Origin of the sequence: Shouchella miscanthi (assembly GCF_007725405.1) — a bacterium.
Lineage (GTDB): Bacteria > Bacillota > Bacilli > Bacillales > Bacillaceae_D > Shouchella > Shouchella hunanensis.
In genome coordinates, this window is sequence record NZ_CP042163.1 from 755,987 (window position 1) to 781,723 (window position 25,737).

General features: G+C 40.3%; 26 protein-coding genes. 13 read left to right on the plus strand and 13 right to left on the minus strand.

Translation table 11 applies throughout. The annotated features are described in order from the left end of the window. Window positions 1-23: 23 nt before the first annotated feature. Entirely contained in the window at window positions 24-653 is a 630-nt protein-coding gene (srtD, locus tag FPV17_RS03595; RefSeq protein WP_060704993.1) for a class D sortase, LPxTATN-specific, read from the plus strand. On the opposite strand, the gene FPV17_RS03600 is transcribed toward srtD, so the two are convergent. The 6 genes from FPV17_RS03600 to FPV17_RS03625 all read right to left on the minus strand — a co-directional run bounded on the left by FPV17_RS03600 (window position 650) and on the right by FPV17_RS03625 (window position 6,091). Beyond that, complete coding sequence (locus FPV17_RS03600) at window positions 650-1,102, minus strand: Rrf2 family transcriptional regulator (protein ID WP_144558074.1); 453 nt, start codon at window positions 1,100-1,102, stop codon at window positions 650-652. The two genes, srtD and FPV17_RS03600, sit on opposite strands and share 4 nt — an antisense overlap. A 285-nt stretch (window positions 1,103-1,387) precedes the next feature. Next, complete coding sequence (locus FPV17_RS03605) at window positions 1,388-2,128, minus strand: SIS domain-containing protein (protein WP_144558075.1); 741 nt, start codon at window positions 2,126-2,128, stop codon at window positions 1,388-1,390. Window positions 2,129-2,132: 4 nt separating this feature from the next. Then, window positions 2,133-3,416 carry a PTS ascorbate transporter subunit IIC gene (gene ulaA, locus FPV17_RS03610; RefSeq protein ID WP_060704991.1) on the minus strand — a complete coding sequence of 428 codons (1,284 nt, stop codon included), beginning with the start codon at window positions 3,414-3,416 and terminating at the stop codon, window positions 2,133-2,135. Between the two features lie 39 nt (window positions 3,417-3,455). Further along, entirely contained in the window at window positions 3,456-3,737 is a 282-nt protein-coding gene (locus FPV17_RS03615) for a PTS sugar transporter subunit IIB (protein WP_035397400.1), read from the minus strand. Window positions 3,738-3,752: 15 nt separating this feature from the next. Further along, complete coding sequence (locus FPV17_RS03620) at window positions 3,753-4,187, minus strand: PTS sugar transporter subunit IIA (RefSeq protein ID WP_035397398.1); 435 nt, start codon at window positions 4,185-4,187, stop codon at window positions 3,753-3,755. Continuing rightward, window positions 4,184-6,091 (minus strand): BglG family transcription antiterminator, encoded by a 1,908-nt coding sequence (locus tag FPV17_RS03625; RefSeq protein WP_144558077.1) that lies wholly within the window; start codon window positions 6,089-6,091, stop codon window positions 4,184-4,186. The genes FPV17_RS03620 and FPV17_RS03625 overlap by 4 nt, the downstream gene beginning before the upstream one ends. A gap of 185 nt (window positions 6,092-6,276) precedes the next feature. On the opposite strand from FPV17_RS03625, the gene FPV17_RS03630 reads away from it, so the two are divergent. Continuing rightward, window positions 6,277-6,609: a hypothetical protein gene (locus tag FPV17_RS03630; RefSeq protein WP_144558079.1), complete on the plus strand. Its 333-nt coding sequence runs from the start codon at window positions 6,277-6,279 to the stop codon at window positions 6,607-6,609. 31 nt (window positions 6,610-6,640) lie between these two features. Here the strand turns inward: FPV17_RS03630 and FPV17_RS03635 are convergent, their stop codons facing one another. Both FPV17_RS03635 and FPV17_RS03640 read right to left on the minus strand, forming a co-directional pair. Continuing rightward, complete coding sequence (locus tag FPV17_RS03635) at window positions 6,641-7,330, minus strand: hypothetical protein (protein WP_035397393.1); 690 nt, start codon at window positions 7,328-7,330, stop codon at window positions 6,641-6,643. 218 nt (window positions 7,331-7,548) lie between these two features. Then, window positions 7,549-8,232 carry a DUF554 domain-containing protein gene (locus FPV17_RS03640; protein WP_144558081.1) on the minus strand — a complete coding sequence of 228 codons (684 nt, stop codon included), beginning with the start codon at window positions 8,230-8,232 and terminating at the stop codon, window positions 7,549-7,551. A gap of 191 nt (window positions 8,233-8,423) precedes the next feature. Between FPV17_RS03640 and FPV17_RS21715 the strand changes: the two genes are divergently transcribed. The 5 genes from FPV17_RS21715 to FPV17_RS03660 all read left to right on the plus strand — a co-directional run bounded on the left by FPV17_RS21715 (window position 8,424) and on the right by FPV17_RS03660 (window position 13,103). Next, a complete protein-coding gene (locus FPV17_RS21715) occupies window positions 8,424-8,582 on the plus strand; it encodes a hypothetical protein (protein ID WP_186370725.1) in 159 nt (52 codons plus the stop codon). 401 nt (window positions 8,583-8,983) lie between these two features. Further along, complete coding sequence (gene abc-f / locus FPV17_RS03645; RefSeq protein WP_144558083.1) at window positions 8,984-10,483, plus strand: ribosomal protection-like ABC-F family protein; 1,500 nt, start codon at window positions 8,984-8,986, stop codon at window positions 10,481-10,483. After that, a complete protein-coding gene (locus FPV17_RS03650; protein ID WP_144558085.1) occupies window positions 10,452-11,348 on the plus strand; it encodes a macrolide 2'-phosphotransferase in 897 nt (298 codons plus the stop codon). The genes abc-f and FPV17_RS03650 overlap by 32 nt, the downstream gene beginning before the upstream one ends. A gap of 79 nt (window positions 11,349-11,427) precedes the next feature. Next, entirely contained in the window at window positions 11,428-12,627 is a 1,200-nt protein-coding gene (locus FPV17_RS03655) for an amidohydrolase (protein ID WP_144558087.1), read from the plus strand. Beyond that, window positions 12,627-13,103, plus strand: coding sequence for a nucleoside deaminase (locus tag FPV17_RS03660; RefSeq protein WP_144558089.1), 477 nt, complete (start codon window positions 12,627-12,629; stop codon window positions 13,101-13,103). The genes FPV17_RS03655 and FPV17_RS03660 overlap by 1 nt, the downstream gene beginning before the upstream one ends. Window positions 13,104-13,183: 80 nt before the next feature. Here the strand turns inward: FPV17_RS03660 and FPV17_RS03665 are convergent, their stop codons facing one another. Both FPV17_RS03665 and FPV17_RS03670 read right to left on the minus strand, forming a co-directional pair. After that, window positions 13,184-13,525, minus strand: coding sequence for a nuclear transport factor 2 family protein (locus tag FPV17_RS03665; protein ID WP_035397384.1), 342 nt, complete (start codon window positions 13,523-13,525; stop codon window positions 13,184-13,186). A gap of 241 nt (window positions 13,526-13,766) precedes the next feature. Then, window positions 13,767-15,209 carry an aminotransferase class I/II-fold pyridoxal phosphate-dependent enzyme gene (locus FPV17_RS03670; protein ID WP_144558091.1) on the minus strand — a complete coding sequence of 481 codons (1,443 nt, stop codon included), beginning with the start codon at window positions 15,207-15,209 and terminating at the stop codon, window positions 13,767-13,769. A 343-nt stretch (window positions 15,210-15,552) separates the two neighbouring features. Between FPV17_RS03670 and FPV17_RS03675 the strand changes: the two genes are divergently transcribed. The 3 genes from FPV17_RS03675 to FPV17_RS03685 are packed head-to-tail and all read left to right on the plus strand — an operon-like array spanning window position 15,553 to window position 18,651. Further along, the gene (locus FPV17_RS03675; RefSeq protein WP_246117119.1) at window positions 15,553-16,863 is read left to right on the plus strand and encodes an ABC transporter substrate-binding protein; all 1,311 of its coding nucleotides are present in this window, start codon (window positions 15,553-15,555) and stop codon (window positions 16,861-16,863) included. 11 nt (window positions 16,864-16,874) lie between these two features. Then, entirely contained in the window at window positions 16,875-17,801 is a 927-nt protein-coding gene (locus FPV17_RS03680; protein ID WP_035397382.1) for a carbohydrate ABC transporter permease, read from the plus strand. Window positions 17,802-17,814: 13 nt separating this feature from the next. Then, complete coding sequence (locus FPV17_RS03685) at window positions 17,815-18,651, plus strand: carbohydrate ABC transporter permease (RefSeq protein WP_035397380.1); 837 nt, start codon at window positions 17,815-17,817, stop codon at window positions 18,649-18,651. Between the two features lie 129 nt (window positions 18,652-18,780). Here FPV17_RS03685 and FPV17_RS03690 read toward each other — a convergent pair whose 3' ends face one another. Next, on the minus strand, window positions 18,781-19,530 hold the full coding sequence (locus tag FPV17_RS03690) for an SDR family NAD(P)-dependent oxidoreductase (RefSeq protein ID WP_038476964.1): 750 nt from the start codon (window positions 19,528-19,530) through the stop codon (window positions 18,781-18,783). Between the two features lie 242 nt (window positions 19,531-19,772). Here FPV17_RS03690 and FPV17_RS03695 point away from each other — a divergent pair, with 242 nt between their 5' ends. Together FPV17_RS03695 and FPV17_RS03700 are read left to right on the plus strand one after the other, a co-directional pair. Next, on the plus strand, window positions 19,773-20,327 hold the full coding sequence (locus tag FPV17_RS03695) for a class I SAM-dependent methyltransferase (RefSeq protein ID WP_144558092.1): 555 nt from the start codon (window positions 19,773-19,775) through the stop codon (window positions 20,325-20,327). Window positions 20,328-20,827: 500 nt separating this feature from the next. After that, the gene (locus FPV17_RS03700) at window positions 20,828-21,064 is read left to right on the plus strand and encodes a DUF3977 family protein (RefSeq protein ID WP_038476969.1); all 237 of its coding nucleotides are present in this window, start codon (window positions 20,828-20,830) and stop codon (window positions 21,062-21,064) included. A gap of 166 nt (window positions 21,065-21,230) precedes the next feature. Here FPV17_RS03700 and FPV17_RS03705 read toward each other — a convergent pair whose 3' ends face one another. After that, window positions 21,231-22,325: a response regulator aspartate phosphatase gene (locus FPV17_RS03705; protein WP_144558094.1), complete on the minus strand. Its 1,095-nt coding sequence runs from the start codon at window positions 22,323-22,325 to the stop codon at window positions 21,231-21,233. Window positions 22,326-22,499: 174 nt separating this feature from the next. Further along, on the minus strand, window positions 22,500-24,233 hold the full coding sequence (locus FPV17_RS03710) for an ABC transporter ATP-binding protein (RefSeq protein WP_144558096.1): 1,734 nt from the start codon (window positions 24,231-24,233) through the stop codon (window positions 22,500-22,502). Window positions 24,234-24,376: 143 nt separating this feature from the next. Between FPV17_RS03710 and FPV17_RS03715 the strand changes: the two genes are divergently transcribed. Further along, entirely contained in the window at window positions 24,377-25,732 is a 1,356-nt protein-coding gene (locus tag FPV17_RS03715) for an ABC transporter permease (protein WP_246117120.1), read from the plus strand. Window positions 25,733-25,737: the final 5 nt, after the last annotated feature.

The following is a 25,737-nucleotide window of genomic DNA, read 5'->3' on the forward strand; positions in this document are numbered from 1 at the left end:
GGAGAATCATAGGCAATAGCTTAATGGTAGTTGGCATCTGTTTGCTGGTTTGGTTTGGGTATGATCACTATCAGACGAAGTCTATGCAAAATCAATCATTGGCAGAAGCTCAAGAGCGACTATTTGTTGATTTGGGAAATGATCATTTATTAGATCCATCGAACTTGACGATGACAAATAAAGATGAACCACAGCAGCGATCATTTCTCTCGCCAAGTAGCGAGCAAGCAAGGGAGTCCTTCCAATCGATAGACATCAATCAAGGTGAGTCTTTCGCTATTTTAGAGATTGAGTCTTTAAATCGACAGCTTCCTATTGTAGAAGGGACGAATCCAGAAGAGTTGCAGCGTGGGGTTGGTCATTATCGTGATTCTGTTTTACCAGGTGGCAATGAACAAATACTTTTATCTGGGCACAGAGATACGGTCTTTCGCGATTTCGGTCAATTAGAGATAGGTGATCTATTTATTATGCATATGGAATATGGTTCATTCCGGTATAAAATCGAGGAAACTGATATCGTAGATGCCGATGATCGAACGGTCATTCGGGAGATGGGTGAAGAAGTATTGGTAGTCACAACATGCTACCCCTTTGACTTCATCAACCACGCCCCGGAACGATTCGTTATCTATGCTTATCCCATTGATTAATGTTGAAAGGTCTTCGTCCTATAGTCGCTGAATAACGCTTCTACTAGCTCATCTTGATTTGTTAACAAATCAGAAAGCGTGTATTGATCAAGCACATTCAGGTAGGCATCGAGCGCTTCTTGAAGCGCTCGTTTTAATTTACAGGCGGGTTCTAAAGCGCAAAAACCGTCTTTTTTCATACACGTAACAAGCTCCAAGTTTTCATATTTTCGAATGATGTTTCCGATTTGTATATACTCCGGAGCTTGCGCTAGTTTATACCCACCGTTTCTTCCGTTTACCGAATCAATATAGCCTGACTTGTTTAATTCCCACGCAATTTTTTTTAGATGATTAATAGAGACGTCATAGACGCTAGAAATCTCATTTAATGTAATAATTTCATTCTCTTTTATCCCTAGGTACATGAGCGTACGTAAAGATGTATCGGTGAAAATGGTCAATTGCATGGCTCTCCCTCTTTTCTTTGTTTGTGTTTTTTCTCTCTTTTTAAAATTCTGTTTCTATTAACAATGTAGCATCTTAACACATCGCAAAAAACTTGTATGTGGCATACACATTTAGAGCTGGTGAAACAGAAGAGAGTGAAAAAGGTTAGAGTGACAAGGGTTTGGTAGAGTTTACTGATCAATGTGAGGACAGGTTGGGAAATATTTAGTCTATTAATGAGGGGAAGCGATGAATGGTTGTAAAGAATCTAAAAAACAGCCCCCTTTTAAGGAGCTGCTGCTTCATTACATATAGTGAATTTGGTTTTTATAGTTTGTCATCATCTGTTCGTTATAGCTATCTCCACCATCGATGTTTGCGCTGCGGAAAATGGGGATCTCTTTTCCCTTCGCTTCAAGCTTCTCAATAAATTTGAGTACGATGGAATGAATAACAAAGCTTCCAGAAATCGTCGAAGTTGGAGCCACTTTCTGTGAGAGAGACTGAATGGAGACTGCTGCATCTCCAGGTTCTCCATAATTATCAATCACAAGATCACTCACTTCAAATAACCGTTTCCCAGAAGAGTGACGAGAAGTAACGCCCATTGAATAGGTGAGGTTCGTCAACGAAATAACGTTCATTCCCCGTGCTTTCGCTTCTATAGCTAGATCAATTGCCACAGGGTTTCGACCGGATACAGAATGAATAAAGACAACATCGCCTTGTTGAACAGGCTTTGAATCAAGAATAATTTGCCCAAACCCTTCAAGTCGTTCCAATTTAGAAGTAAGTGTAATTGGTTCGACATTTAGCATTAATGCAGGACTGAAGAGCGGGTTAAAGAGTGCAAGCCCTCCTGCGCGGTAAAACGCATCTTCAGCCACAATGCCTGCGTGGGAAGCGCCAAAGATATAGAGAGAGCGACCATTTTCGACTGCCTCCTCCATAAGTGTTGCTGCTTGTTCAAGAGTGGATTCTTGTTCTTGTGAAATCCGTGTAAGGATTTGCTCAATGGATTGGTAATACTGTTTCATATAAGACATTTCGTTATCCTCCTGGAAAAAGACGTGCAATCAGATCACCTAAGAAACTCCAGAGTGAAAAGTCGTTTCCACCGAAAATGACAATCCAATCTGCGGCTGTTCCACTCAAAATAGGGACAGACAGACCGACAAGCAAGATCATAACAACACCAGCTACAGCAGAACCAGCAATGGCACCTCTTAATCCACCTTGTCCGTTGGCAATAATGGCGGCAGTTCCAATTTCAAAGAAACACGTAATCGTTAAAGGAACGATAACAAAAGAGAAGACCCCCATACTACCTGTAATAAAAATGGTTGCAACCGATGTAATCATCGAAACAACAAATCCAATTAAGACAGCATTAGGTGCATAAGGGAATAAAATAGGTGCGTCTAGTGCTGGTACAGCATTTGGTATCCATTTTTGTGAAATCCCTTGAAAGGCTGGAATGATTTCAGCAAGCATCATTCTTACACCAAGCAATAGAACGGTTAACCCAGCCCCGAAAAGAATCCCTTGCATGACGCTATAAATGATCAAGTTTTGTTCTACACCAAAAGCTGTTGAAGCCGTATCAAAACCAATAATCATGCTAACCACAATGTAAACAAAGAACATGACAATGGAAGAGGTGATGCTGATTTCACGAAGAAATTCCGTTGAACTCGGAAATTTAATATCTTCAGACGATTTTCCTTTTGTCCCAAAAAGTTTCCCAACCATCCCTGCAATTAAAGAAAGTATGGTTGTTGGATGCCCAATAATAAAATCATCTGACTGGGTTACTTTTCGAACGAAAGGTCGTAACAATGCTGGAGCAATAATAATATAAAGAGCTGTTAAAATAGAAGCAAAAAGAACGAGTTGCGTATTTGATAAATCGTTTTCAATACCGACTGCAACAAAGATAAAAGGGAACCAAAACAGCATATGCCCTGTTAAGAAAACGTGCTTAATAGGTGTAAAGCGTGCAACGACTAAATTAATAAGAAAGGCAATTAACATGGCAAGACCAATTTGTGTACCATATTGACTCAGAATGGTATCGGCACCTAGAGCAGGTGCAACCTCCGGATTATCAATGTTGTACATGACGTTAAAGCCTTCTGTTAATGGTGCAATGGAGTTCATTAAAATATTCGTACCTTGAGTAAGAATAACAACGCCAATGACTGTTTTCGCAGTACCTGAAACAACTGAAGAAAAATCTTTTCGAAGCAGCAGCAGACCTGTGAGAGCGATGAGACCTAAGAAGATAGCTGGTTCACGAATAACTTCAATAAGAAAATCCATTACTGTTTGCATAAAGAACCCCCCTTTTTATAGATAGAAGGAACTTAGGCATTATGCCTGAAGTTCCGCCTCAACTTTTTCTTTGATTTCTGCTTTGTTAACAAAGCTATTGATAATAATAACTGGCTTATTGACTGTTTTTTGCAGTTTTTCGCCTAATTCTTTACTCGTAAAAATATAATCTGCTGGAGTGCTTTGGGCAGAGCCAACATCACCTGTAAATACATCCGCTTGAATGCCGAGGTCTTTTAATACCCCATCTAAGTTCATTTTCAAAACCATAGAAGATCCGAGCCCGAAACCACATACTGTCATAATTTTTACTTTAGCCATTCTTGTATCTCTCCTTTACATTAAGTTAAAAATGTCTTCTTTTGTTTGAGCATGGCGCAGTTGTTCGACTTTTTCTTCGTTAATGAGTACGCTTGAAAGCTGTTCAATAAGCTTCAAATGTGCTTCTGTTCCAGTTGCAGAAAACGAGAACACAAGATCAACAGGGTCGTTTTGTTCGCTTCCAAATGATACAGCCTCGTCAAGTATTGCCAGTGATATTGCATCTTCATGTACAGCTTTACTTGGCCTAGCATGTGCCATTGCAATACCAGGACCGATTACAATGTAGGGGCCATTTTCTTTTACAGAATGAATCATTTGAGCAATATACTCTTGCGTAATGGCGCCTGTTTTTAAAAGCAAAGACCCAGACGCTCGAATGGCTTCTTCCCAGTTGCTTGCTTTTACGTTAACGGCAACATGTTCTTTTCGTATCCATGTAGTCATCATGTCGCGTCCTTTCTTCCAATCCATTTTTGTAACAGCTGTGTGCGAGATGTTTCATTTTCTAGATAGTGAAAGAGCTGTATAAAATCTTGGTTATGCGCTTCCTTCATAGCTAGGACGATAATCATCGTGACTTGTTCAGGATTAAGGTCTCCAAATTCAATCTCGTTTTCTAGTATTGTTAAACTAATGCCTTCTTTTTTTACATACTCGGGGCTTGCATGAACAAAAGCCACTTTCGGAAGGAAAACCATATAGGTTCCATTTCGTTCTACAGACATAATCATTTCTTGAATATAGCTTTGTTCAATATAGCCTGCTGCGAGAAGTGGTTCGGACGCATGTGCTATTGCATCTCGCCAATCTCTTGTCTTAATCGTGTGTATTTTTTCATCAAACAAAGAGGGTTCCACTAATGAAGCGTTCCCGTAGACTTCATTGAAAGAAGCTAATTGTTTTCGATTCACAATTTTATGGGCCTCGTGTTGAATCAATCGCTTATCTTGATCACTGAGTAATGGACTGACATGAAAACGTTTCGTCTGATGCCAGTGTGGAATTGAAATTTCCTGAGTCGTCAAGATAAAATCAGGACTCGTTTCTTGGAGTACCTGCTCAAGATCTTGAGTACGGACAACATGAATAATGTGAAATCCAGGTTCAATTTGCTCTAGCTTTGTTGTTAAGATGGACGATGCTGCAAGTCCAGATGAACAGACGACCATAACGGTTGGTAAAAAGTCACGGCTTTTGCTACGCTCGTAAGCGGCGCTAATGTGCATCGTAATATAGGCGACTTCGCTTGCTAATAGATGAATCCCCATATTGTACGTTAATTGAAAAACCATTTCATAAATGGCGCGATACCGAACTTTAATTTCTTCGGTATAGGGATTTTCAATTTCCACACCTTGTGACATTCGCATAAATGCAGCTTTGATGTGGTGTGTTAAATCATTCGTTAGTTTTTCATCTGCAAGAAAGTTTGTATGCAGAACGGTTGATAGTTGAGACAATAAATGCTCGCAGAACTGACTCTCTCGGCTGTTTTTTTTGAAATGCGACGTTCCTTTTTGATACGAGACGACTTTAGCTTGGTCAAATAAATCGTCAAGGAAGGCGGATTCGTGTAAAACGGAACGCTCGTCTTCTACATGATCTTTAATAAACGTGCCAATCACACCTAAATGAAAATGGCGCTTATGCCGGTGTTCTTTTGGTACAAATACATAGCTTTTGGCGGCGATTTGTCTTTTCCACCAAAATAAGAAAAGCGAGAAGACATCGATGGAGGATTCACTATAATGTACACCTCGCTCTGTTTGCACAAGCGAAAGCCACGTTTTCATGAGCTCCATCTCACGTTCATTTACATCTAACCAGTCCTCAATTCGATCCAAATCGGCTCGTTTATCACCGAGCATCTGGTAACATGCAAATCGCAAGCTTCGTTCAGTACCAATGACTTGTAATCCTTTCCATGCTTGTTTGACAAGTTGCAAATCAAAGTTGTCAAGCCATTCTTCCACATCAACCAAGTATTTGTGGACACTTGAGCGACTTAAAAAGAATTGATCGGCAAGCTCTTGAATTGTAAACGTTCCTTTAATTGTGACGAACAGACTCATCATTAGTCTTTGAGTATGCTTGTCTGTACTTTCTTGCTTTCCTTCAATAAGCTCGAACAGGTAAGGGCGTTTGTCGTCCCCAACCCTTAATCGAACGCCTTTTCCAGGCATTCTTGTCGTTGTCACCTGAATGGGTTCTAAGCTGGTATCGATCGCATCTAAGTCATAGCGAATGGTTCGACTACTAATATTTAACCATTTGGCTAAGAATTCAATAGTGACAAAGTGATCGCTTTCAAGTAATTTAAGCAAAATCGTTTTTTGTCTAGAGGTCAACATAGGCATCACCCTTGTCTCTATAGTAGCGTTTAATGAGATTCTTCCAAAGACTGAAAAATAGCACATATGTGGCAACTGGCTGACAGAGTAGGTAAAAGACTCTTTTAAAAGCATTATAGCGGTTTTTGATGTAAATAAAAGGGAATAGGAAGATATAGGAATAAAGAGGAAGGGAATGGTGTCAGTTGGATTTTTTAGAAGAGGAAAAGCTCCGCAAAAAAGTATTGGTGAAAACGTTTGTACTCTTACCTTTTGCGGTAGTAACGGGTATTATCTTAGCAAATGTTGCTATGGACAATGGTTTCCCTAGCATTCGCCACCTTACGATTACGCTTCTAGCTAGTTATATCGTAACGATAGTGATGTGGTTGTTGCAATCAGAAGATAAACAGATTGAAAAGGAGAGGAAGATACAGAAACATTTAGCGAAAAAATCTAAAATGAGACGAGTGCTTGAAGGGATTGGCGCTATCCTAGTAACCTACTTCATCATTAAGCTTGTTTATCTTGTATTATAAAAACCGCTCTACTGAAAGAGCGGTCTATTCATTATGAAAATAAATCAAACTCCATTGTGTCTCGAACGGTCATTCGAGCATAATAGGTTCCTGATACATCAACTCCGACGCTAAAACCAGCCGCTTCAAAGCCAGCACGCGCACTAGCATCAATTTGAGTAACGATGGTTGTTTGTCCTGTTACAGTAAACTCTCTTACTGGGAAATCACCGTGGAGAATATCTGTATTTGAATCCTCTAATGTATGTGGTCCGCTTCCGGTTGTCCACCATGCATCTCGAATGTCGACAACTTCTTCATAAATACCTTCTGCATTTTTTGTGACGACAAACCGTACATTTAAAACAACTTCAAGCCCGTTGTATTCCCTTGTCGAGAACATCTCCATAAATTCTTCAGTCGGTGGTACCGTTATCGGTGGAGGTAAAAGCGGATGATCATCTGCTGCTTGGACGGTATTTCGTATAGTAATTTGTTCCAAAAGATCATTGGTTGTGAGATCCCTAATAAAGAGTGTTTCGTTTTCTTTTTCAACACTTACGTGATCCGCCTCATAAGGTAACTCAATGAACAGCCCGTTTAATTCTTCATAGTACACATTCTCTGGTGGAGTAGCGTGAATTTTTGCGGCGTCTGTCGATGCGTATGCATAAGAACTTCCTCCAGCCACAAGTAAGATAAATAGAAGTGAGGTCGTAAGACTGTAAAACCAGGTTTTCATAATGAAAACTCCCTTCAGAATTTTGTTGTACATGAAGAGAGTTACCCGGCAACCAACGTAAATAAGCGTAAATGATATTGGGAAATATAACGGTCATTAAGCCGTTATAATGGGATTTGTAGCATGGAATAAAGGAGCACTTGTAACATGCGGATACAGGAAACGCCTGTTACAAATGCTCTTAATTGTCGATGATCATTATCGATTTTTTGGGAAATCTAGTAGACCATACCCATTTTTAGGGCGAAAAAAAGAATGGGAATTAGTAAAGCTGGTACTAAATTCAACGTTTTAAAGGAAGAAATGCCGAGAATGTTTAGTCCTGTGCTAAGTATTAGCAGCCCACCAATAATTGAAATCTCTGTAAGTAATTCAGGTGTGAAGAATAGGGATGCAAAACTAGCTAAAAAGTAAATACTTCCTTGCCAAAGAAGCAAAACAAAAGCAGAAAAAGCAATGCTAAATCCGAACGTCGCTGCAAGTACAATGGAGGTAAAGCCGTCGAGTATCGCATTAGAATATAGATACGTATATTGACCATTTAAAGCAGCTTCTATTGGGCCAACAATGGATAGTGTACCGACACAGAAAAGGAGAATAGCAGTCGTTACCCCTTCATTTGCTTGTCCTCTAAGTATAAAAGATAAGGCGCTTCGAAACCGTTCTTCAAAGCGAATCCACTCCCCGATAATGCCACCAAGTGCCATACTAATAATAAACAAGACAGGGTATGTGCTGTTTGGTAAATTCGTCGTAAGGGCGCCGATGCCAAGGCCAATTACGGCGAGCCCCATCCCTTGAAGAAGAATCGTATGAAATCGATCAGATAACCCCTTCTTTAACGTAGTTCCAATGAAACTACCAATAAGAATCGTTGCTACATTTACAAACGTACCAATCATAGAAAAGCCTTCTTTCTTTGTTTCGAAATCGTTTTTTTTACTAGTATACTAATACAACTCAATGTAAAGTCAATGTGAACTTTATGAACAAAATAAATAAAATGAATAAAATTCGGATCTATTATCTAAATTCTCTTGCAATTACCGGTGTATATACATAAGATAAAGAAAAGGTGTTTGCAGGAGGACCTATGAAATCAATGGATCATAACATGTATGGGTTAATTATTGATTTTGAAGAGAAGCTTGGTCGGAAGGTTAACGAGAAAGAGCGGATATTCCTTCAATGGGTGACTGCGAAGGCAAGAGAGCAGAATGAACTGAATTTTATACAGCAATGCGATAATTAATGACAGAATAAGGAATATCTAGCCGTTTAACAACTGGAGAAGTTTTTCTTGACGTCATAGGTTATCTCCTTTATAGTAACACTAACTTTACTGATAGGAGGAATGTTAAGAATGTTACCAGCAAGATTACGCCAGCAAACTTTGAACAAACAGTAATTCTATATGTTCAAAGGCTCTGTTTTCATAAACAGGGTAAACGGGAGTAGTCTGCACATTTTTAACAACCTTCACCGGTTATATAAAACGGGGAGAAAGGCAGATTAGGCTGTCTTTCTTTTTTTTGCGAAAAAGGGAGACCTGTCTTTGTTCTACCCTCGTTTACCCGCAACCACAGACGCCGTTTGTCTGTGGTTTTTTATGATGATACGCCTTTTATCTCATCATAAAAAGGACGTGTAAAAATGGAACAATTAGTAGTAGAACTTAGCGGTGTCCATGTAACGCATGGAGATCAACTTATTTTGGAAATAGATCGCTTGCCTATCTACCAATTTGATCGAATTGGCATTGTTGGGGAAAATGGAAGCGGAAAAAGTACGCTTTTAAACGTGCTAGAGGGGCGCGTTCAGTCAAATAGAGGTCATATTCATCGGCATATTCACTTTGCTTATTTCGCTCAAAAAGAAGCCTATGAAAAAGAAAAAGTGGAGGGTGAATGGATTAGTAGGCTTGAGGTTCCCAATCGTAGTCAAGCAGACATGAGTGGAGGTGAACAAACACGTCTCAAATTAGCACAGCTGTTTAGTACCTATCAAGAGGGCATGCTATTAGATGAACCAACAACTCACCTCGATGAAAAGGGAGTGGATTTTCTCGTTGAAGAACTTCGCCATTATTATGGGGCGCTTGTGATCGTTAGTCACGATCGGTATGTATTAGATCAGCTCGTGACGACGATTTGGGAGTTGAAAGACGGTCAAGTAAAAGAGTACAGTGGGAATTATTCTGCTTATGAAGCGCAAAAAAGGATGGAACAAAAGGTTCAACAAGAGCAGCATGAACGGATAAAAACGGAAAAAAAGCGGCTCTTAGCTGCCGCTGAAGAGAAAAAGAAAAAAGCCAGACATCTAACGAGTGGGAATCGGTCGATGTCAAAGAAAGAAACAAAAGCGACAGCGAATCGCATGTTTATGACAAAATCAAAAGGAACAAGTGAAAAGTCTATTCAACGCGCAGCGAAGGCACTCGAACAACGTGCTCAGCAACTCCCAGAAGTAGATGCCGTCGAGAGTGAAAGACCGATTGTGTTTCACCAGCCAGCGTATTTACAAATCCACAATAAAGTGCCGATCTTTGCCAATCAATTAACCGTAAAAAAACAAGACCGTGTGTTAATAGAAGACGCCAGCTTTCAATTTCCTTTAGATAAAACCATTGCAATTACAGGCAAGAATGGCTCAGGAAAAACGACGTTGCTACAATCGATCGTAAATCGAAATGAAGGGATAACGGTTTCACCGAATGTTCGGTTTGGCTCTTATCAGCAATTTAATTTTCAACGGAAAGAAAGGATGTCTATTTTAGAGTCGATGAAGCAGAATAGCGAACAGGAAGAGGGACAGATTCGCTCTGCATTAGCTGCAATGGGCTTTGTTGGGAACGATGTGAAGAAAAATGTGAGTGACTTGAGTGGAGGGGAGTCTATCCGACTACAGCTTTGCCATCTTTTCTTAGGTGCATGGAATGTTCTTGTATTAGATGAGCCAACAACTTTTCTTGATGTACAGAGCATTAAAGCATTAGAGAAGTGTATAAAAGCATACAAAGGAACGGTTATTCTTGTTAGTCATGATCGAACGTTTCTACAAGAAGTAGCGGACGTTCTCTATACAATTGAAAATCGCAAACTACTAAAGGGAGATGGAAAGAATGAATCCAGCAGAAATCATACAATTAGCTAGACGTTATCAATTACAACTAGAAGAGAACTCAATAAAAGTGAACGAATCTGGGCTTGATTTTCGTGTAGCGCACGCAAAGGACTCGACAGGTGAAAAGTGGATTTTACGCATTCCTCGTAGGGAGGACTCTTTAAAACATGGTGAAAAAGAACAAGCCGCTTTAATGATTCTTAACAAACAAGTAAGCTTTCAAGTGCCTCAGTGGACTATTTTTTCAAAAGAATTGATTGCCTATAAAGAGCTAAATGGTACGCCAGCAGCGACGATTGATATGGAAAAGCAAGCGTACGTATGGACCTTTGATGAAACAAAAGTGCCCTATTCCTATCTTCAATCTTTAGGTAAGGTGATGGCGGATCTACACAATGTTCCAAGCGATCAAATGGCGCTAACAGGTGTTGACATACTAAATGGAGTATCACTTCAATCTCATATGGAAAAACGAATGAACAATGTAAAAAACCATTTTGATATTCACCCAAAACTGTGGGCGCGCTGGCAAGCGTGGCTAGGAAATGATACGATTTGGCCGACTTTTTCAGGTGTGAAGCATGGAGATCTGCATCCGGGACACATTTTGTTAAACAAGGAATTAGAAGTGACCGGTATAATCGACTGGACGGAAGTATCTGTTGGCGACGTGTCCGATGATTTCGCTGCCCATTATCAACTCTTTGGAGAAGAAGGGTTGGATCAATTACTTGTCACGTATGAGCAGGGAGGCGGACGTGTGTGGCAAGGGATGAAACAGCATATTATTGAACTTCGTGCTGCGTCGCCGGTGCTTGTCGCTGAATTTGCGTTGTCATCAGGCTTAAACGATATGGTGGAAATGGCGAAAACGATGCTTTCATCTGATGGATGATAGCCGGATCAAATTGCTTTACTGACTGTTAATGAGCGGGGTAAAGTAGAAGCAGAATAAGAACATTGAGGTGAAGGATATGGGTGAGTGGATTCGGAATGTGCGTATGGAAACAGGGTTCGAAACAGAAGGTGACTTTATTTATGGAAGCAAAACCCTATCGTTTGATATAAAAGTGGAAGCCGGTAAAGTAGCGGAGATTCAGCCATCAGGAAAAAGAGATGGCTTTAATGGGAACGGACAGTTGCTATTACCAAGTTTACAGGAGATGCATTGTCATTTAGACAAAAGTAAGCTTGGTGTGCCATGGCAACCAATTACGCCAGCGAATTCGATTGTAGAGCGTTTTACGCAGGAAATAAACGAACTCGATCAGTTAGACCTCTCGTTAAAAGAACGTGCACGCAATTTAATTAATCTTGAATTGGCAAATGGCGTTACGTTCTTTCGATCGCATATTGACGTTCACCCTAAAGTTGGACAACGATATTTAGAAGAAGTACAAGACGTGTTACGCAATTATAAAGGGAAACTTGACTATGAACTAGTAGCGTTCCCCCAGCACGGTATGCTGCGTTCAGATGCCTATGAAGAAGTGAAGCAAGCTCTTCTAGCCGGTGTTGATCTGATTGGGGGAGTAGACCCATCTTCTCTTGATGGTGATGTTGAGAAGTCGCTTTCTAAAACCTTTGAGCTCGCTACAATGTTTCATGTTCCCATTGACATTCACGTTCATGACCGTGGGGAGCATGGGCGAAAAACAGTCAAGACGCTCCTTGATTACACAAAGCAAAGCGGTTGGCAAGGTAAGGTGGCGATTAGCCATGCATTTGGGTTGAACGACTTTGTTGAAGAAGAAAGAGCTGAGATCTTTACGGATTTAGCGGAGACTGGTATTTCAGTTGTATCAAGTGTTCCCATAACAGGTGTTATCCCGCCTTTAGAAGAATTACGTTCGTATGGTGTACATGTAAGAATTGGCTGTGACAATGTTTACGATTCTTGGTCTCCTTTTGGAACAGGGAAGGTAACTGAAAAGCTTAATCGTTATGCTGAGATGTTTCGTTTAACGAAGCAGGATACGTTAACACACGCGTTAGAACTCATTACAGGTCAGCCTCTTTTGATAGAAGAAGGTCAGCCGTGGCTTAAAGAAGGAATGGACGCCTCGTTTATTCTTGTTGACAGCTCGTCTACAGCAGAATTTGTTGCCAGACAAAATGATGTGAACGCTAGCTTTTTTAAAGGAGCGCTTGTTTATCAAAAGGAGGATGTATAATGATTACGAGTGAAGATAAAGCCTACTTAATTCAATGTATTGAATTGGCAAAGAAAGCGCTAAAGAATGGAGACGAACCGTTCGGATCTATACTCGTTTCAGCAAATGGTGACATACTAGTTGAAGATCATAATCATGTCTCTGGCGGTGATCAAACGCAACATCCTGAATTCGCAATCGCGAGGTGGGCTGCTGCTCACTTAACAGCCGAAGAACGGAAGACTACAACTGTCTACACGTCCGGTGAACATTGCCCAATGTGTGCAGCTGCTCACGGTCTAGTAGGGCTAGGCAGAATTGTTTATGCAAGCTCATCAAAGCAATTGCGTGAGTGGAAAAAGGAGATGGGATTGGCACCGGGCAATTTGCACCCGTTAGGGATAAAGGATGTAGTTAAAACAATTTCTGTTGATGGACCTGACGAAGAATTAGCAGGCGAAGTGAAACGTCTACACGTCCAAAAGCATACACGATAGAAAAAGCGCAGGTTCACCAACCTGCGCTTTTTTTGACGATACGGGTAGAGGGAGAAGTGTTATTCTCTTGCCTACTTCGTCTACTCGCTCACTCGTGTCCCTTGGTGAAAATAAAGCTTCCACTCCGTTCCGTCGTGTGTCCAAATCGAACTTCTTAGCGTTTCTCTGTTTAAGCTATGGTTTTTCACTCGATAAGTAGTAAGAACCGCTTGATCACCAAGTGGATGCATGGTCCAATCATGCAAAGTTAACGTGTGGGGGCTTGCGCCATCGACGAAATCTTGTCGAGTGAAGACCTTCCCTGAACTTCCGAATTCAAAAAAATCATCTGCTAGGACATGACCAAGGGCTTCACCCGATTTCCGGACGGCTCCACTTAAATGTAATTCCTCTAATCGTTTGAGATGCGTTTTAAGCTCCATATACATCTAACCTCCTTTATGACCAGCTCTGATAATGATGAAAAGTGACGAAAACAATCACGGGGGAACGCATTCTATCGTGTATAGAATTATCGTACATCATTAAACATCTAAGGTGTCAGTTGAATGTAGTCAAATACGAAAAAAAGAACTCTACCAATAAAAACGGTAGAGCCTTTATGCACATAGAATAAGCCCATGCGCCTGAGATGCACAGATTTAAATGAAAGCAGAAATGGCGTTACGTCTTCTCTTCAATAACCGTTAGTTCTTCTAGCTTTGGATGTTGTGAACCAACGAAAGTAGCACCGCTATTGCGTTGATTTAGAATAAAGTCCATGTGCTGTTGAGTAATTCTTTCACCTGGAATGAGAATCGGTATTCCTGGGGGATAAGAAATAACGAATTCTGTATTAATTTTACCGAGACTAGCTGTCAGAGGGATAAGTTGTTGCGGTGAGAAGCTGGCTTTTCTTGGTGTCATGCTCATTATTGGTGCTGGTGGTTGTACCACAGGGTGAGTCGATGGTTGCGTTTCTTGATAGCGAGCGACTAGTTTTTTTAGCGCAGTATATAGTTTCTTTGCGTCTTTTTTCTTTGTGCCGATTGTGAATACAGCTAAAGCGTAGCGAGTGTCAGCTAGTTCAAGTAGGATAGTATATTCTTTTTCTAACAGGTCCTTTAATTGGTAGCCAGAGAGAGGGAGTGTATCAATTTTTATGATGACTTTTGACCGATCAAGATCAAATGAGGCACCTGAATGAAGTAGTTCTTTTTTAGTTGGGCATGAAATGCCTGTTAGTGTATTTACTTTTGAACGAAAGTCATCAGCAAGTGCTAATGTTTTTTGAAGCTGCAGCCTTCCCTGTCGCTCTAGCTGATAGCGAGTTGAATCAAGGGAAGCAATGAGTTGAAAAGGACGCGAAGTAGACAATAAATAGTTCATCGCATGTTGAACTCTACTAAAGTCAACCAGCCCTTCTCGATATAGAAGAATGGACGTTTGGTTCATTGAGCCACCAAGCTTGTGCAGGCTTGTTGCTGCTAGGTCAGCACCTGCTTCCATTGCGCTAACAGGTAACTGAGGATGGAAAGGCAAATGGGCTCCGTGTGCCTCGTCTACAATGACAGGTATACGTTTTTCGTGAGCAATGGATACAATCGTTTTTAAATCTGTACAAACACCGAAATAGGTGGGGTTTATTAGCAGGATAGCTTGAATGTTTGTATACTGATTGACAGCATGTAGGAGGGATTTCGCTGAATAATGATTGGATATACCAAGGTCGTTATCAAATTCAGTTTCAAGAAAGAGAGGCTCAGCCCCGGCGAGAATGATTCCGGCTATCACGGAGCGGTGTACATTCCGCGGAACAATCATTCTTCCGCCATCGTTGCATGTTGCCAGAATCATAGCCATAATAGCGGTGCTCGTCCCTTGAGTAGATAAAATGCTTCGATCCGCTTTATAGGCTTTTGCCATCTCGCTTGTGACATCGTTTAAAACGGATGATTCTAATACGTTAACGTCAATCATATCAAGTTCTAACAAGTGGCTTTTGGCTAATTTTCTAAATGTAGATTCGGTTCCCCTCTTACGGTGACCTGGTGTGTTAAAATGAGTTCGGTTTTGAGCGAGAAATGTTGCTGCGAACTGGTTAGTAGGGTAACTTTTTTTACCCAAGGTGCTCACGTCCTTTATTTGTATAAAGTGGCAGTGACTTTCTCTATTATGTATAAGCGGGAGTATGGTAAGGGTGACAAAAACAGACGAATATGCGTGCTAGACGAACAAAGAATACGGCCTTATGGATAAAGATTTGTTGGAAAATAGATAAGTGCAGGTTTGAATCCATGACAAATAATCGAAATTATTAGGCATTTTTAGCGTATAATCCTAAACTTGAGCGTGGTACCCTAATAATAAATAAAGTGATACAGGCACGATTCTTACAGTGACATAAAGAAGCGGAAAAAGTGTTTTTAAGTAAATGAAAACGCTTACTCATAAGAGGGGGGTACAAGTTTTGTCAGTCATAAGAGGGAGAGGACATTGGGTTTTTCCTAGTTTGACAAGTGTTGTTGTTGTTATGGTGTTAGCGGGATGTTCAGCAGAAGAATCCGATGCAATTGAAGAAACGATTACGATTGAAGGAAAAACGACTGTTACCTATTGGCACAATCACACTGGTAGAGGGCTTGAGGCTATTCGCCAAGTTGTATCCGATTTTAACGAGAGTCAAGATGATATTTTTGTGCAAGAAATCTATAGTGCTTCAACAGAAGGAGATGACCAACGATTACTTACTGCCATTGCAGGAGGGAATCCACCCGACCTTGCTCACTTTGACCGTTTTAAAGTTGCCCAATATGCAGCAGAAAACTCACTAGAACCACTTACACCGTTTATTGAACAAGATCAATACGATATGAACTTGTATTACGACTATGCTGTCGATGAAACGACTTATGACGATGACATTTATGCCATGCCCATTACGACGGATTCACGTCTACTATTTTATAATAAAGACCGCTTTCAGGAAGTCGGACTTGATCCAGAAAACCCACCTACGACAATAGAAGAATTGGAAGAGGCTATCGAAAAGCTGTCTACGATAGAGGACGGGCGAGTTGAGGAATTAGGAATGGTTCCGTGGACAGCTCAAGGTTGGTTGTATACGTGGGCTTGGACTTTTGGTGGTGATTTCTATGATATGGAAACGAATACGTTAACCATTGATCATCCTAAAAATGTGGAGGCACTGGAATGGCTCGTTTCCATCGCAGATCAATACGACGCAGCAACTGTAACGAGTTTTGATACGGCTCAAGGAAGTAATGAAATGGATCCTTTTATTCAAGGAATTTATAGTATGAAAGTCGATGGCCCGTTTTCCATATCAACGATTCAGCAATATAAACCGGATCTGAATTATGGTGTCACACCGATACCAACACCAACTGGAGATGATTTCGCTACATGGTCAGGTGGGACATCTGTCATTATTCCAAAAGGTGCCCATCATGCTGAAGAAGCGTGGGAGTTCATGAAGTACTTTGGTAGTTACGAGGGGCAAATGACCTACAGTGAAATCAATAATCAAATGTCTGTGATTGATAAAGTGAACGAAGATTTGTATCATGATGATCCAATAATGACTGAATTTATTGATATTTTACCGAGCTCAAATGCACGACCACCTATTCCTAGTGGCCAATTATTGTGGAATGAATTAGACAGAGCGGTAGAGTATGCCATTCATGGAAGAGGAGAGCCACAAGAGCTTTTAGAGCGTGTTCAGAAAAGGGTAAACCAAGCAGAGGCTGAGGAATAGGAGGGGTTCATATGGCGCAACTTGAAACGAATAAACCACCTAAAGTTAGAGTGAATAAACGACGGTCAAACGAAAACCTTACAGGCTGGTTGTTTGCGATGCCTTGGGTAATCGGGCTACTACTCTTTTTTGGTTACCCGTTGCTTTCGTCTATGTATTACAGCTTTACAGACTTCAGTATTCTTCAAAGTGGTGAATTCATAGGATTAGCTAATTACCGTGAGCTGTTTCAAGATGATTTATTTTGGATTTCCATTTATAACACCATATATTTTGCTGTCTTTTTTGTACCACTTAGTATCATCTTCGGTGTTGCTCTTGCAATGGTGCTGAACATGAAGGTAAAGGGAATGGCGGTCTATCGCACGATCTTTTTCTTACCGACCCTTGTACCACATGTGGCTTTAGCGATTTTATGGGTGTGGCTCTTAAACCCTCAGTTTGGGTTAGTCAATGCGATGCTTGATTTTGTCGGCATTCAAGGACCACCGTGGCTAGGAAGTACGTTCTGGTCAAAACCAGCCCTGATTTTAATGTCGCTTTGGGGAATTGGGCAAGCGGTAATCATTTATTTAGCTGGATTAAGTGATATCTCTCAAGAATATTACGAAGCAGCCGAAGTAGATGGCGCAACATTCTTACAAAAGACCTTTAAAATTACGTTGCCTTTATTAACACCGGTTATCTTTTTTAACTTAGTAATGGGTTTTATCGGTGCTTTCCAACAGTTCACGTTGCCTTATGCCATGACGAATGGAACAGGAACACCGGCTGATTCATTAACCTTTTACGTCATGTATTTGTACGATAATGCGTTTAGTTATTTTAGAATGGGCTATGCCTCGGCAATGGCGTGGATTTTGTTTCTCATTATTCTAGTACTAACGAGTCTTGTTTTCTGGAGTTCAAAAAAATGGGTTCACTATCAAGGTGATTGAGGAGGAATGAGAAGTGGAAGCAACTGCTAAGAAGCGTTTCAAAAAAATTTATGCACATACTGTCTTGATCATCGCGTCTATCATCTTTCTCGTTCCGTTTATTTGGATGGTGTCGACATCGTTTAAACCAATAACGCAAGTGTTTAGTTTTCCGCCAGAGTTTATTCCTCGTCCTTTTCAATGGGAAAATTATATTGAAGCGACTCAATATATCCCATTTTGGACGTACACATATAACACCGCAGTGATCACAGGATTAAGCACTTTAGGAGTTGTCATTTCTTGCCCAATCGTTGCTTATAGTTTCGCCAAGTTACGATGGCGTGGACGGAACATGATGTTTGCCATTACGATTGCCGTAATGATGATACCGGCTCAAGTAACGATGATACCGTTGTTTTTACTTTTTAATCAGTTTGGTTGGGTTGGAACGAATTTACCTCTCATTGTACCAGCATTCTTTGGGGTTCCGTTCTCTATTTTCCTTTTACGTCAGTTTTTTAAAGGATTGCCAGATACATTAAGGGAAGCAGCAAAGATTGATGGAGCAAGTGAATGGCGGATTTACTGGCAGATTATGTTCCCTTTAGCAAAGCCAGCCATTCTAGCCATTGCGTTGTTTCAATTCATGGCCTCGTGGACAGATTTTCTTGGGCCGCTCATTTACTTAACAGAAGAAGCGTCTTACACGCTTTCATTAGGATTACAACAATTCCAAAACCAGCAAGGATCTCAATGGCATCTAATGATGGCTGTATCTACCATGATGACATTACCCATTATCGTCCTCTTCTTCTTTATGCAAAAAACGTTTATTAACGGTATCACTTTTACAGGAATAAAAGGATAGCGAAAAAACAAAAGACGAATGCCCAATGTAATAGGCTCCCTCCTATGTTTTCACGTTTTATCGTGTCTTCTAGTCAGGGAGCCGATCACGGGAATCATTCGTCCTTTTGTTGCATTCTAAGCTTCTGATTTACTTTGTTTTAAAGCTTAAGAAGCCGTCGTCAACTGGAATGGTTTGACCGTTTACAGCATTGGCTGCGTCTGTAAATAAAAACGTAACGACATTTGCGACTTGCTCAGGTTTAATTAATTGTTGACGCATGTGAAGTTGGGCAAGTTGTTCTTTCGCTTCATCAGAGTCGCCTAAAATGGGGGTATCAATAAATCCTGGCGCAACGCCAACAGAACGAATTCCGTAATCAGAAAGTTCTAAGGCTGCTGATTTTGTCATCATCACAACGGCTGCTTTCGCTGCATTGTAATTAAAACTTCCTAAGGCAGCAATAGAACCATAAATGGATGCTGTATTCACAATTGTTCCTTTTACACCTAATTCAACCATTTTCTTCGCAGTATAGTAAATACCGTAATAAACACTATGCTGATCAACGTCTATGACTTTATGATAAGATGCAGGATCTAGTTCAAGCAGTGGCTTTACAAGCCCGATACCGGCATTGTTAAAAATCCCATTAATTGTATTGAATTTTTCTACGGTCCAATGAACCATTGCTTCTACTTCTTCTGCTTTTGAGACGTCGACTTTATAAGAAACAACTTTATCTGCAAGATCCATTTCTGTTGCGAGTGATGCTGCCGCTTCACTGTTAAAATCAGCAATCACAACTGACGCTCCCTTAGCTGCAAGTTGTTTAACGGTTTCTTTACCAATACCACTTGCGCCACCTGTTACGATAATTGCTTGTCCTTCCATTTCCATAAGAATCCCTCCTATATCGTTAGCGATTGCACGCTTTACTAAGCTTACCTTGATTGAAGCTCATTATACGCTTTCCAATTTAAGCCGTAAGTAGGCACCTTCATGTGACTTAGTAGCATGAAGGATAGTGAGCATAAGAAAATAGTGTCGTTATAAATATGAAGCATAAAGCTGTACAAATCTTTTTCTTTTTATTATAGTTATTAAAGAGTTGTTATATCTATTATCTAAGGGGATAAAAAATGAACAATCGGATCCAACGTAAAATAGCAAATTTAGAAGGGTTACAACGGTTTCCTGCTGAAGACTTATTTTCGTACTTTACAATTAATAAAAAGGATACGATTTTGGATGTTGGTACCGGAACAGGCTACGTGGCTCGTGCCGTGGCAACTAAAGTCGATAAAGTGTACGCACTTGACTCAGACAAAGACATTTTAGCGTACCTCATGAAAACAAGTGACGAAAGCGGCATTCGAAACATTGAACCTATTGTTGGAGATTTTAAATCAATACCGATTCCTAAAGATCATGTCGATACAGCGATTGCCTCTATTTCTTTACATGAAGTGAAGCCGTTATCTGCTGTGTTAGACCAAATTCGATCGACTCTAAAGCAAGGTGGGGTATTTGTCTGCATTGATATAGAGAAAACGGAAAACGCGTCAGGACCAAGAGTCTTCTCTGGAGAAATGGAACAGGAAATGATGAATGCTGGGTTTACCATTGTTACTAAATCATTTCCTGGAATGAAGCTAGGTAAGGAGCCACTTTATGTAATTGTAGGCAGAAAATGAAGAAGATATGCATGTAAGCGTGGTGGGCTTCTTAACGAATCCACTACGCTGTTTACATTCAATGAAGGGCATTGGAAAACGGAAGTGGATTAACGGGTACAGTAGCTTCTTTTGTCATGGTACAATGAAAAAAAAGGAGGAGATGCCTGATGAATTTGCCAAGTTGTTGGTCGTGTCAATATACTTACTCCTATAAACAAGCGTACGTATGTACATTTGCAAAAACTAAATGCCCATCCTGCTGAGAGAAGCAGTACCAGTCAAAGCGAAGTAAGCTAAATTTTGGTTTGATCTTTCTTATGGCATTTATTCCATTGTTTATTGTTAGGACGTTTACCGCTATTTCATTTCTAGCGTATATAGGTATGATGTTGCTCTTGTTTGTCGTTGTTTCTTTTCTTTTGCCTTTTTGTTATCGCTTTACAGAGGAACAGAAAAGTTATTTTTAGAATGGAACGGGCTGCATGATTGGAAGCGTTTTATTAGAGGAGTCGTTGCGAATGAAATATATTGAGTGCGGGTGGGGGAATCGTTGGTTGTTGCGAACCGAAGTCGAGTATAGAGATGGAACCGAAATGGAATATAGGGGCTGGAAAGGCCCGGTATCGGTTCGCTCTCTCTATTTGCGACTGTGGGTTGGTCACACCATTCTCATCCTAGATAGCAAAGAAGGGGTAAAGAAGCAACAAAAGACGCAATCGCGATTTAAATGTGTAGTTGGACTTGTGAGTGAGTAGAAGAATTTAAATAGAACCCTTGTGGTTCTATTAGTACATTTAATGACCGGTATCAGCTTTAGAATGTGCGTCTATAGGAGGATCAATAAGCTCACCGATACTTGTGGTTGAGGGAAAAGAAAAGAACAATATGGTTAGTAAGGCTATGGGAGCCCATTTTTTCATATTAATCAACTCCTAATTTTAATAGGTTTTTCTTTGAAGAATAAGCTTCGCGTAAATATTTTAGAGAGAGATCAGTTCGCTTCTGTTTTTCAAAATAGATCGCTAATTCATCTGCCATTTCTTCAATTTCGAAGTGTAGGTCATGGTCTTTTAACATTTGGAGAGACCGGTCAATGAGATAATGGTTCTCGTCAACGTACAAGCCCTTTAATATGGAACAATTTGCAATGAATTCTGTCATATTAAAATACTTTGCCTCTTGTAATCCTTCTTTTAAGAAGATAACTGCGGTTTCCATTTCATTAAGCTTGAATAGCGTTAAAGCTAAATTATATTTTGTTTTTGTGATGAGTGGGTTTGTTTCTGTCCCCATCTTTTCTAAGACCTTCTCATAATATCCTCTTGCGGCAGAATAGTTTTTGTAACGATATTCATTAATACCGAGCATACGAAGAACAATGACTTCAGCAACGGGGTAGTTACGTGCACTTACAAGATTTTCTTGCAAGATGTCATTTGCTTTTTCATAATTATCTGTTTCAGAAAATAAACCAGCTAACAAGTTATAACTGAAAATGGTTTTTTCCGTGTACTGAAGACGTTTGAACGTAACAATTGCATCTTCTAAGTATGAGCTAGCAAATACATATTGATTTATTCTGTATAAACTTGACCCCATGTAATAATGAAATTCTGCCTCTTCTGCGTCATCTTTTACATATTCTAGCAATCGCTCTGCTTTACGAAATAATTTAATTGCACTGCGATAATGCTCTTGAAGAAATTCATGCTGACCACTAATAAAATAATAGTAATAATGTAGGAGATTATCCATGGAACTTTTTACAATAGGGTCAATGCGATTAAACATTTCGTCGCCTGCTTCTCTATCTGTTGTTTGATCCATCATCATGTTAAAGCGGTACTCGACAAGGGAGTAATAAGCAAGAATTTGGTCACTTTCCTCCATTTTATTAAGCATGTCCTTAATTTCAGCTTGCAGATGAATCGCTTGATCAACGGATCGAGCAATAATGCAACTGTACCATTCTACAATCTTCGCCCCGACAATTTCTGAGCGAATGAAGTCCGACATATGTAACCCCCTCCTTTCTTCGTATATGGCTTATTTTACTAATAAAAGGGAATTCATGTAAGAACTATTTGATATTTCCCAATACGCTATTTGTTTATTTTTAGGTAACGTGCATTCATAAAAATACACCACCAGTAACTGCTCGACAGCTACCGATGGTGTTAGACGCGTTGTTCAGACATTCGTAGTGATTTTCTCATATACAGCCGATCTAGCAACCCAATGATGTGAGGCTTGTTCAACCAATTCATGATCTGCCTCTTCTTCAATAAAGGGTAATGGCAGCGTCGGAACTGGCTCATAGCGACGCAGGCTAGGATTGGTAATCGGTATGGCAGCCAACAAATTTTTTGTGTAAGGGTGGTGGGGTTGTTCGAAAATCTTTTTTGTCGATCCCATTTCGACTATTCTCCCCTTGTACATAACAGCGACGCGATCGCAAAATTGCTGGACCATCGAGAGATCATGGGCAATAAAGAGATATGTTAGCCCAAGCTTCTGTTGAAGGTCTTTGAGTAGCTCGATCATTTGGGTCTGAATGGATGCATCGAGTGCAGAAAGAATTTCATCACACACAATAAGCTTTGGTTGAACTGCCAGTGCCCGCGCAATGCCAATTCGTTGTCGTTGCCCACCTGAGAATTCGTGAGGGTAGCGATAAGCCATGTCACGGTCTAAGCCTACTAATGTTAGGAGTTCAACGACACGGGTGTAACGCTCTTGCTTCGTCTGTACTAATTGATGCAAATCAAGTGCTTCGCCAATACTATCAATAATTTTCAGGCGTGGATCTAATGAGGCATATGGGTCCTGAAAGATAATTTGAATATGGCGACGCATGTGTTTTAATTCGTTTGGTGTCAGATGCCCTAGGTCAAAGCCTTCATATAGAACTTCTCCACTAGTCGGTTTATGCAAATGAAGCAGCGAACGACCAGTTGTTGATTTTCCAGATCCAGACTCACCGACAAATCCAAATGACTCGCCTTCATAAATGGTAAAGGAAACATCGTTGACTGCTTTCGTTACATGCCCTTTTGCTAATTGAAAATACTGTTTTAAGTTGCGAACTTGAAGCAGCGGCTTGTTATCTGAAAAAGTAGGTTCTTCTTTATCCGTCATCATCTTAGGAAAAGCATCCAGTAAGCGCTTCGTATAAGGATGTTGTGGGTAATCAAAGATGTCTGTTGCCTGATTTTCCTCTACAATTTCTCCTTCTTTCATTACGATTACTCGATCACACAGTTCTGCTACGACACCGAAGTCGTGTGTAATAAGCAAAATGGATGTACCTGTCTCAGCTTGAATGTCTTTTAATAAATCTAATAGTTGAGCTTGCACCGTTACATCGAGTGCGGTAGTTGGTTCATCTGCAATAAGGAGGCGAGGTTTGCATGCAAGAGCGATGGCAATAACGATGCGCTGCCTCATTCCGCCTGAAAATTCATGAGGGTACTGTTTAAATCGCTGTTCAACTTCTGCAATGCCGACTTTTTCCATTAGTACCAATGCTTCTTGTTTAGCTTTATGAGGGGTAAGCTTCTGATGTTTCCGAATGCTTTCTGTTATTTGTTTGCCAACTGTCTTAGTCGGATTTAAAGATGTCATTGGATCTTGGAACACCATTCCAATTTCTTTACCACGAATACGCTGCATCTTTTTCTCAGGTAAATCTAGTAAATTAGTTGATAAGAATTCAATTTGACTATCATCACCATAGACAGCAGAAGGAGAAAGTAGTTGCATAATCGCTTTCGCTGTGACGCTCTTGCCACTACCTGATTCTCCAACGATGCCAAGGGTTTCTCCTTTATTAATCGTGAAACTTATCTGTTTGACCGCTTCAATATAATCATCACCATTTATAAAGCCAACTGATAAGTCTGAGATGCGCATTAATTGCTCCATTGAAAATCCTCCGTTTACGTTCTATTTCTTATCATAAAATTAAATCCCGATTAAATCAATATACTTAATTGACTTAACAGGCAAGCGGTGCTATATTCATACATACATTTATAGATTTTTTTATAGTTGGAGGTGATGAGAGATTGTCCACGTTGCGAGTCACAGCCTTTATCGCTTCTCAATATGATAAAGCGATGCAGCAACCATCGTATCGTTTTTTACTGTTGTTGCTCGGATTACCACTACATATCATTCGGTTGGTCGTTGTGCTAGTACAACCTTCGACAACAACTGTTTTTGCGGAATCCGAACGTCGACGGCAAGAATTAGTTGATCAAGAAAAGAAAAAACAAGCTTTTTTTAAGCAAGAGAAATCAGTACAAGTAACAAGCCAAATTGTGGATGCACGACTTAAACAAGAATTAAATGGCCAAAACGAAGGAGAGCTGCTTCAACGACTACGAAGAGATGTGTCAGCTTTTTTAACAAAGCCAGTTGGCTTTACAGTGGGCCTTGTTCTTGCATTGCCTATGTACGTACTGCTTATGATTTATGCGAATCCATACGTTAAATACATTGCTGAGCGCTTGCTAATGATGGTGTACGTTGTGTTCGGCGTAACCGCACTCGTATTTACGATCCTTTATTTATCACCATTTGATCCAGCAATAAATTTATTAGGAGAGCAAGCGTCAAAAGAGCAAATTGAAGCATTTAATCGGGTTTATGGGCTTGATCAAGCATACTTTACTCAGCTGTGGCAAGCGGTTCAAGGCGTATGGACATTTGATTTAGGCCAGTCGTACGAAGGAAATGAAGAGGTTGTTCAAACCATATTTCGTAGGTTTCCAGTGACACTACAGTTAACGCTTTTATCCCTTATTTTAGCGATTGTGATTGCGGTACCAGCTGGTATTTATGCAGCTGTAAAACGACATTCATTTTATGATCAGTTCTTTATGTTTGTTGCATTAATTGGGCTTTCAATTCCTAGTTTTTGGCTAGGTCTAGTCATGATATTGCAGTTTTCGATTCAACTAGGCTGGCTCCCGGCAACTTACAGTAGCACGAACAATCTTTCGTTGCTGATGCCAGCAATTGTGCTTGGAACGAGTTTAACAGCTGCGGTTGCGCGAATGACACGTTCCTCAACACTGGATGTCATACAGGAAGATTATATGTTGCTAGCAAAAGCTAAAGGACTGTCTGGATGGACGGTTATCGTAAAGCACGCAGTACCGAATGCGTTAATTCCTGTTGTCACCATCATTGGTCTTCAATTTGGTGGAATGCTTGGTGGTGCTGCCGTTGTGGAGAAGGTCTTTAACATTAGTGGATTAGGTAGTTATATTGTGGATAAACAATTTATTCCTGATATACCAGCTGTACTTGGCGGTGTTATTTATATAGCGATTGTGATTTCGATTATTAATTTATTGGTTGATTTACTTTATGCATTCCTTGATCCACGGATACGAGCAAAAATGAAAGAATACTAGTTAGG

Coding starts and splice junctions, on each gene's coding strand:
- FPV17_RS03625 (WP_144558077.1), bottom strand. CDS start 6,091: ATGTTGACCTCTAGACAAAAAACGATTTTGCTTAAATTACTTGAAAGC.
- FPV17_RS03640 (WP_144558081.1), bottom strand. CDS start 8,232: ATGATTGGTACGTTTGTAAATGTAGCAACGATTCTTATTGGTAGTTTC.
- FPV17_RS03665 (WP_035397384.1), bottom strand. CDS start 13,525: ATGGAGCTTAAAACGCATCTCAAACGATTAGAGGAATTACATTTAAGT.
- FPV17_RS03690 (WP_038476964.1), bottom strand. CDS start 19,530: ATGGAAATGGAAGGACAAGCAATTATCGTAACAGGTGGCGCAAGTGGT.
- FPV17_RS03615 (WP_035397400.1), bottom strand. CDS start 3,737: ATGGCTAAAGTAAAAATTATGACAGTATGTGGTTTCGGGCTCGGATCT.
- FPV17_RS03695 (WP_144558092.1), top strand. CDS start 19,773: ATGAACAATCGGATCCAACGTAAAATAGCAAATTTAGAAGGGTTACAA.
- FPV17_RS03650 (WP_144558085.1), top strand. CDS start 10,452: ATGAATCCAGCAGAAATCATACAATTAGCTAGACGTTATCAATTACAA.
- FPV17_RS03655 (WP_144558087.1), top strand. CDS start 11,428: ATGGGTGAGTGGATTCGGAATGTGCGTATGGAAACAGGGTTCGAAACA.
- FPV17_RS03605 (WP_144558075.1), bottom strand. CDS start 2,128: ATGTCTTATATGAAACAGTATTACCAATCCATTGAGCAAATCCTTACA.
- FPV17_RS03680 (WP_035397382.1), top strand. CDS start 16,875: ATGGCGCAACTTGAAACGAATAAACCACCTAAAGTTAGAGTGAATAAA.
- FPV17_RS03705 (WP_144558094.1), bottom strand. CDS start 22,325: ATGTCGGACTTCATTCGCTCAGAAATTGTCGGGGCGAAGATTGTAGAA.
- srtD (WP_060704993.1), top strand. CDS start 24: ATGGTAGTTGGCATCTGTTTGCTGGTTTGGTTTGGGTATGATCACTAT.
- ulaA (WP_060704991.1), bottom strand. CDS start 3,416: ATGCAAACAGTAATGGATTTTCTTATTGAAGTTATTCGTGAACCAGCT.
- FPV17_RS03710 (WP_144558096.1), bottom strand. CDS start 24,233: ATGGAGCAATTAATGCGCATCTCAGACTTATCAGTTGGCTTTATAAAT.
- FPV17_RS03620 (WP_035397398.1), bottom strand. CDS start 4,187: ATGATGACTACATGGATACGAAAAGAACATGTTGCCGTTAACGTAAAA.
- abc-f (WP_144558083.1), top strand. CDS start 8,984: ATGGAACAATTAGTAGTAGAACTTAGCGGTGTCCATGTAACGCATGGA.
- FPV17_RS03660 (WP_144558089.1), top strand. CDS start 12,627: ATGATTACGAGTGAAGATAAAGCCTACTTAATTCAATGTATTGAATTG.
- FPV17_RS03600 (WP_144558074.1), bottom strand. CDS start 1,102: ATGCAATTGACCATTTTCACCGATACATCTTTACGTACGCTCATGTAC.
- FPV17_RS21715 (WP_186370725.1), top strand. CDS start 8,424: ATGAAATCAATGGATCATAACATGTATGGGTTAATTATTGATTTTGAA.
- FPV17_RS03700 (WP_038476969.1), top strand. CDS start 20,828: ATGAAATATATTGAGTGCGGGTGGGGGAATCGTTGGTTGTTGCGAACC.
- FPV17_RS03635 (WP_035397393.1), bottom strand. CDS start 7,330: ATGAAAACCTGGTTTTACAGTCTTACGACCTCACTTCTATTTATCTTA.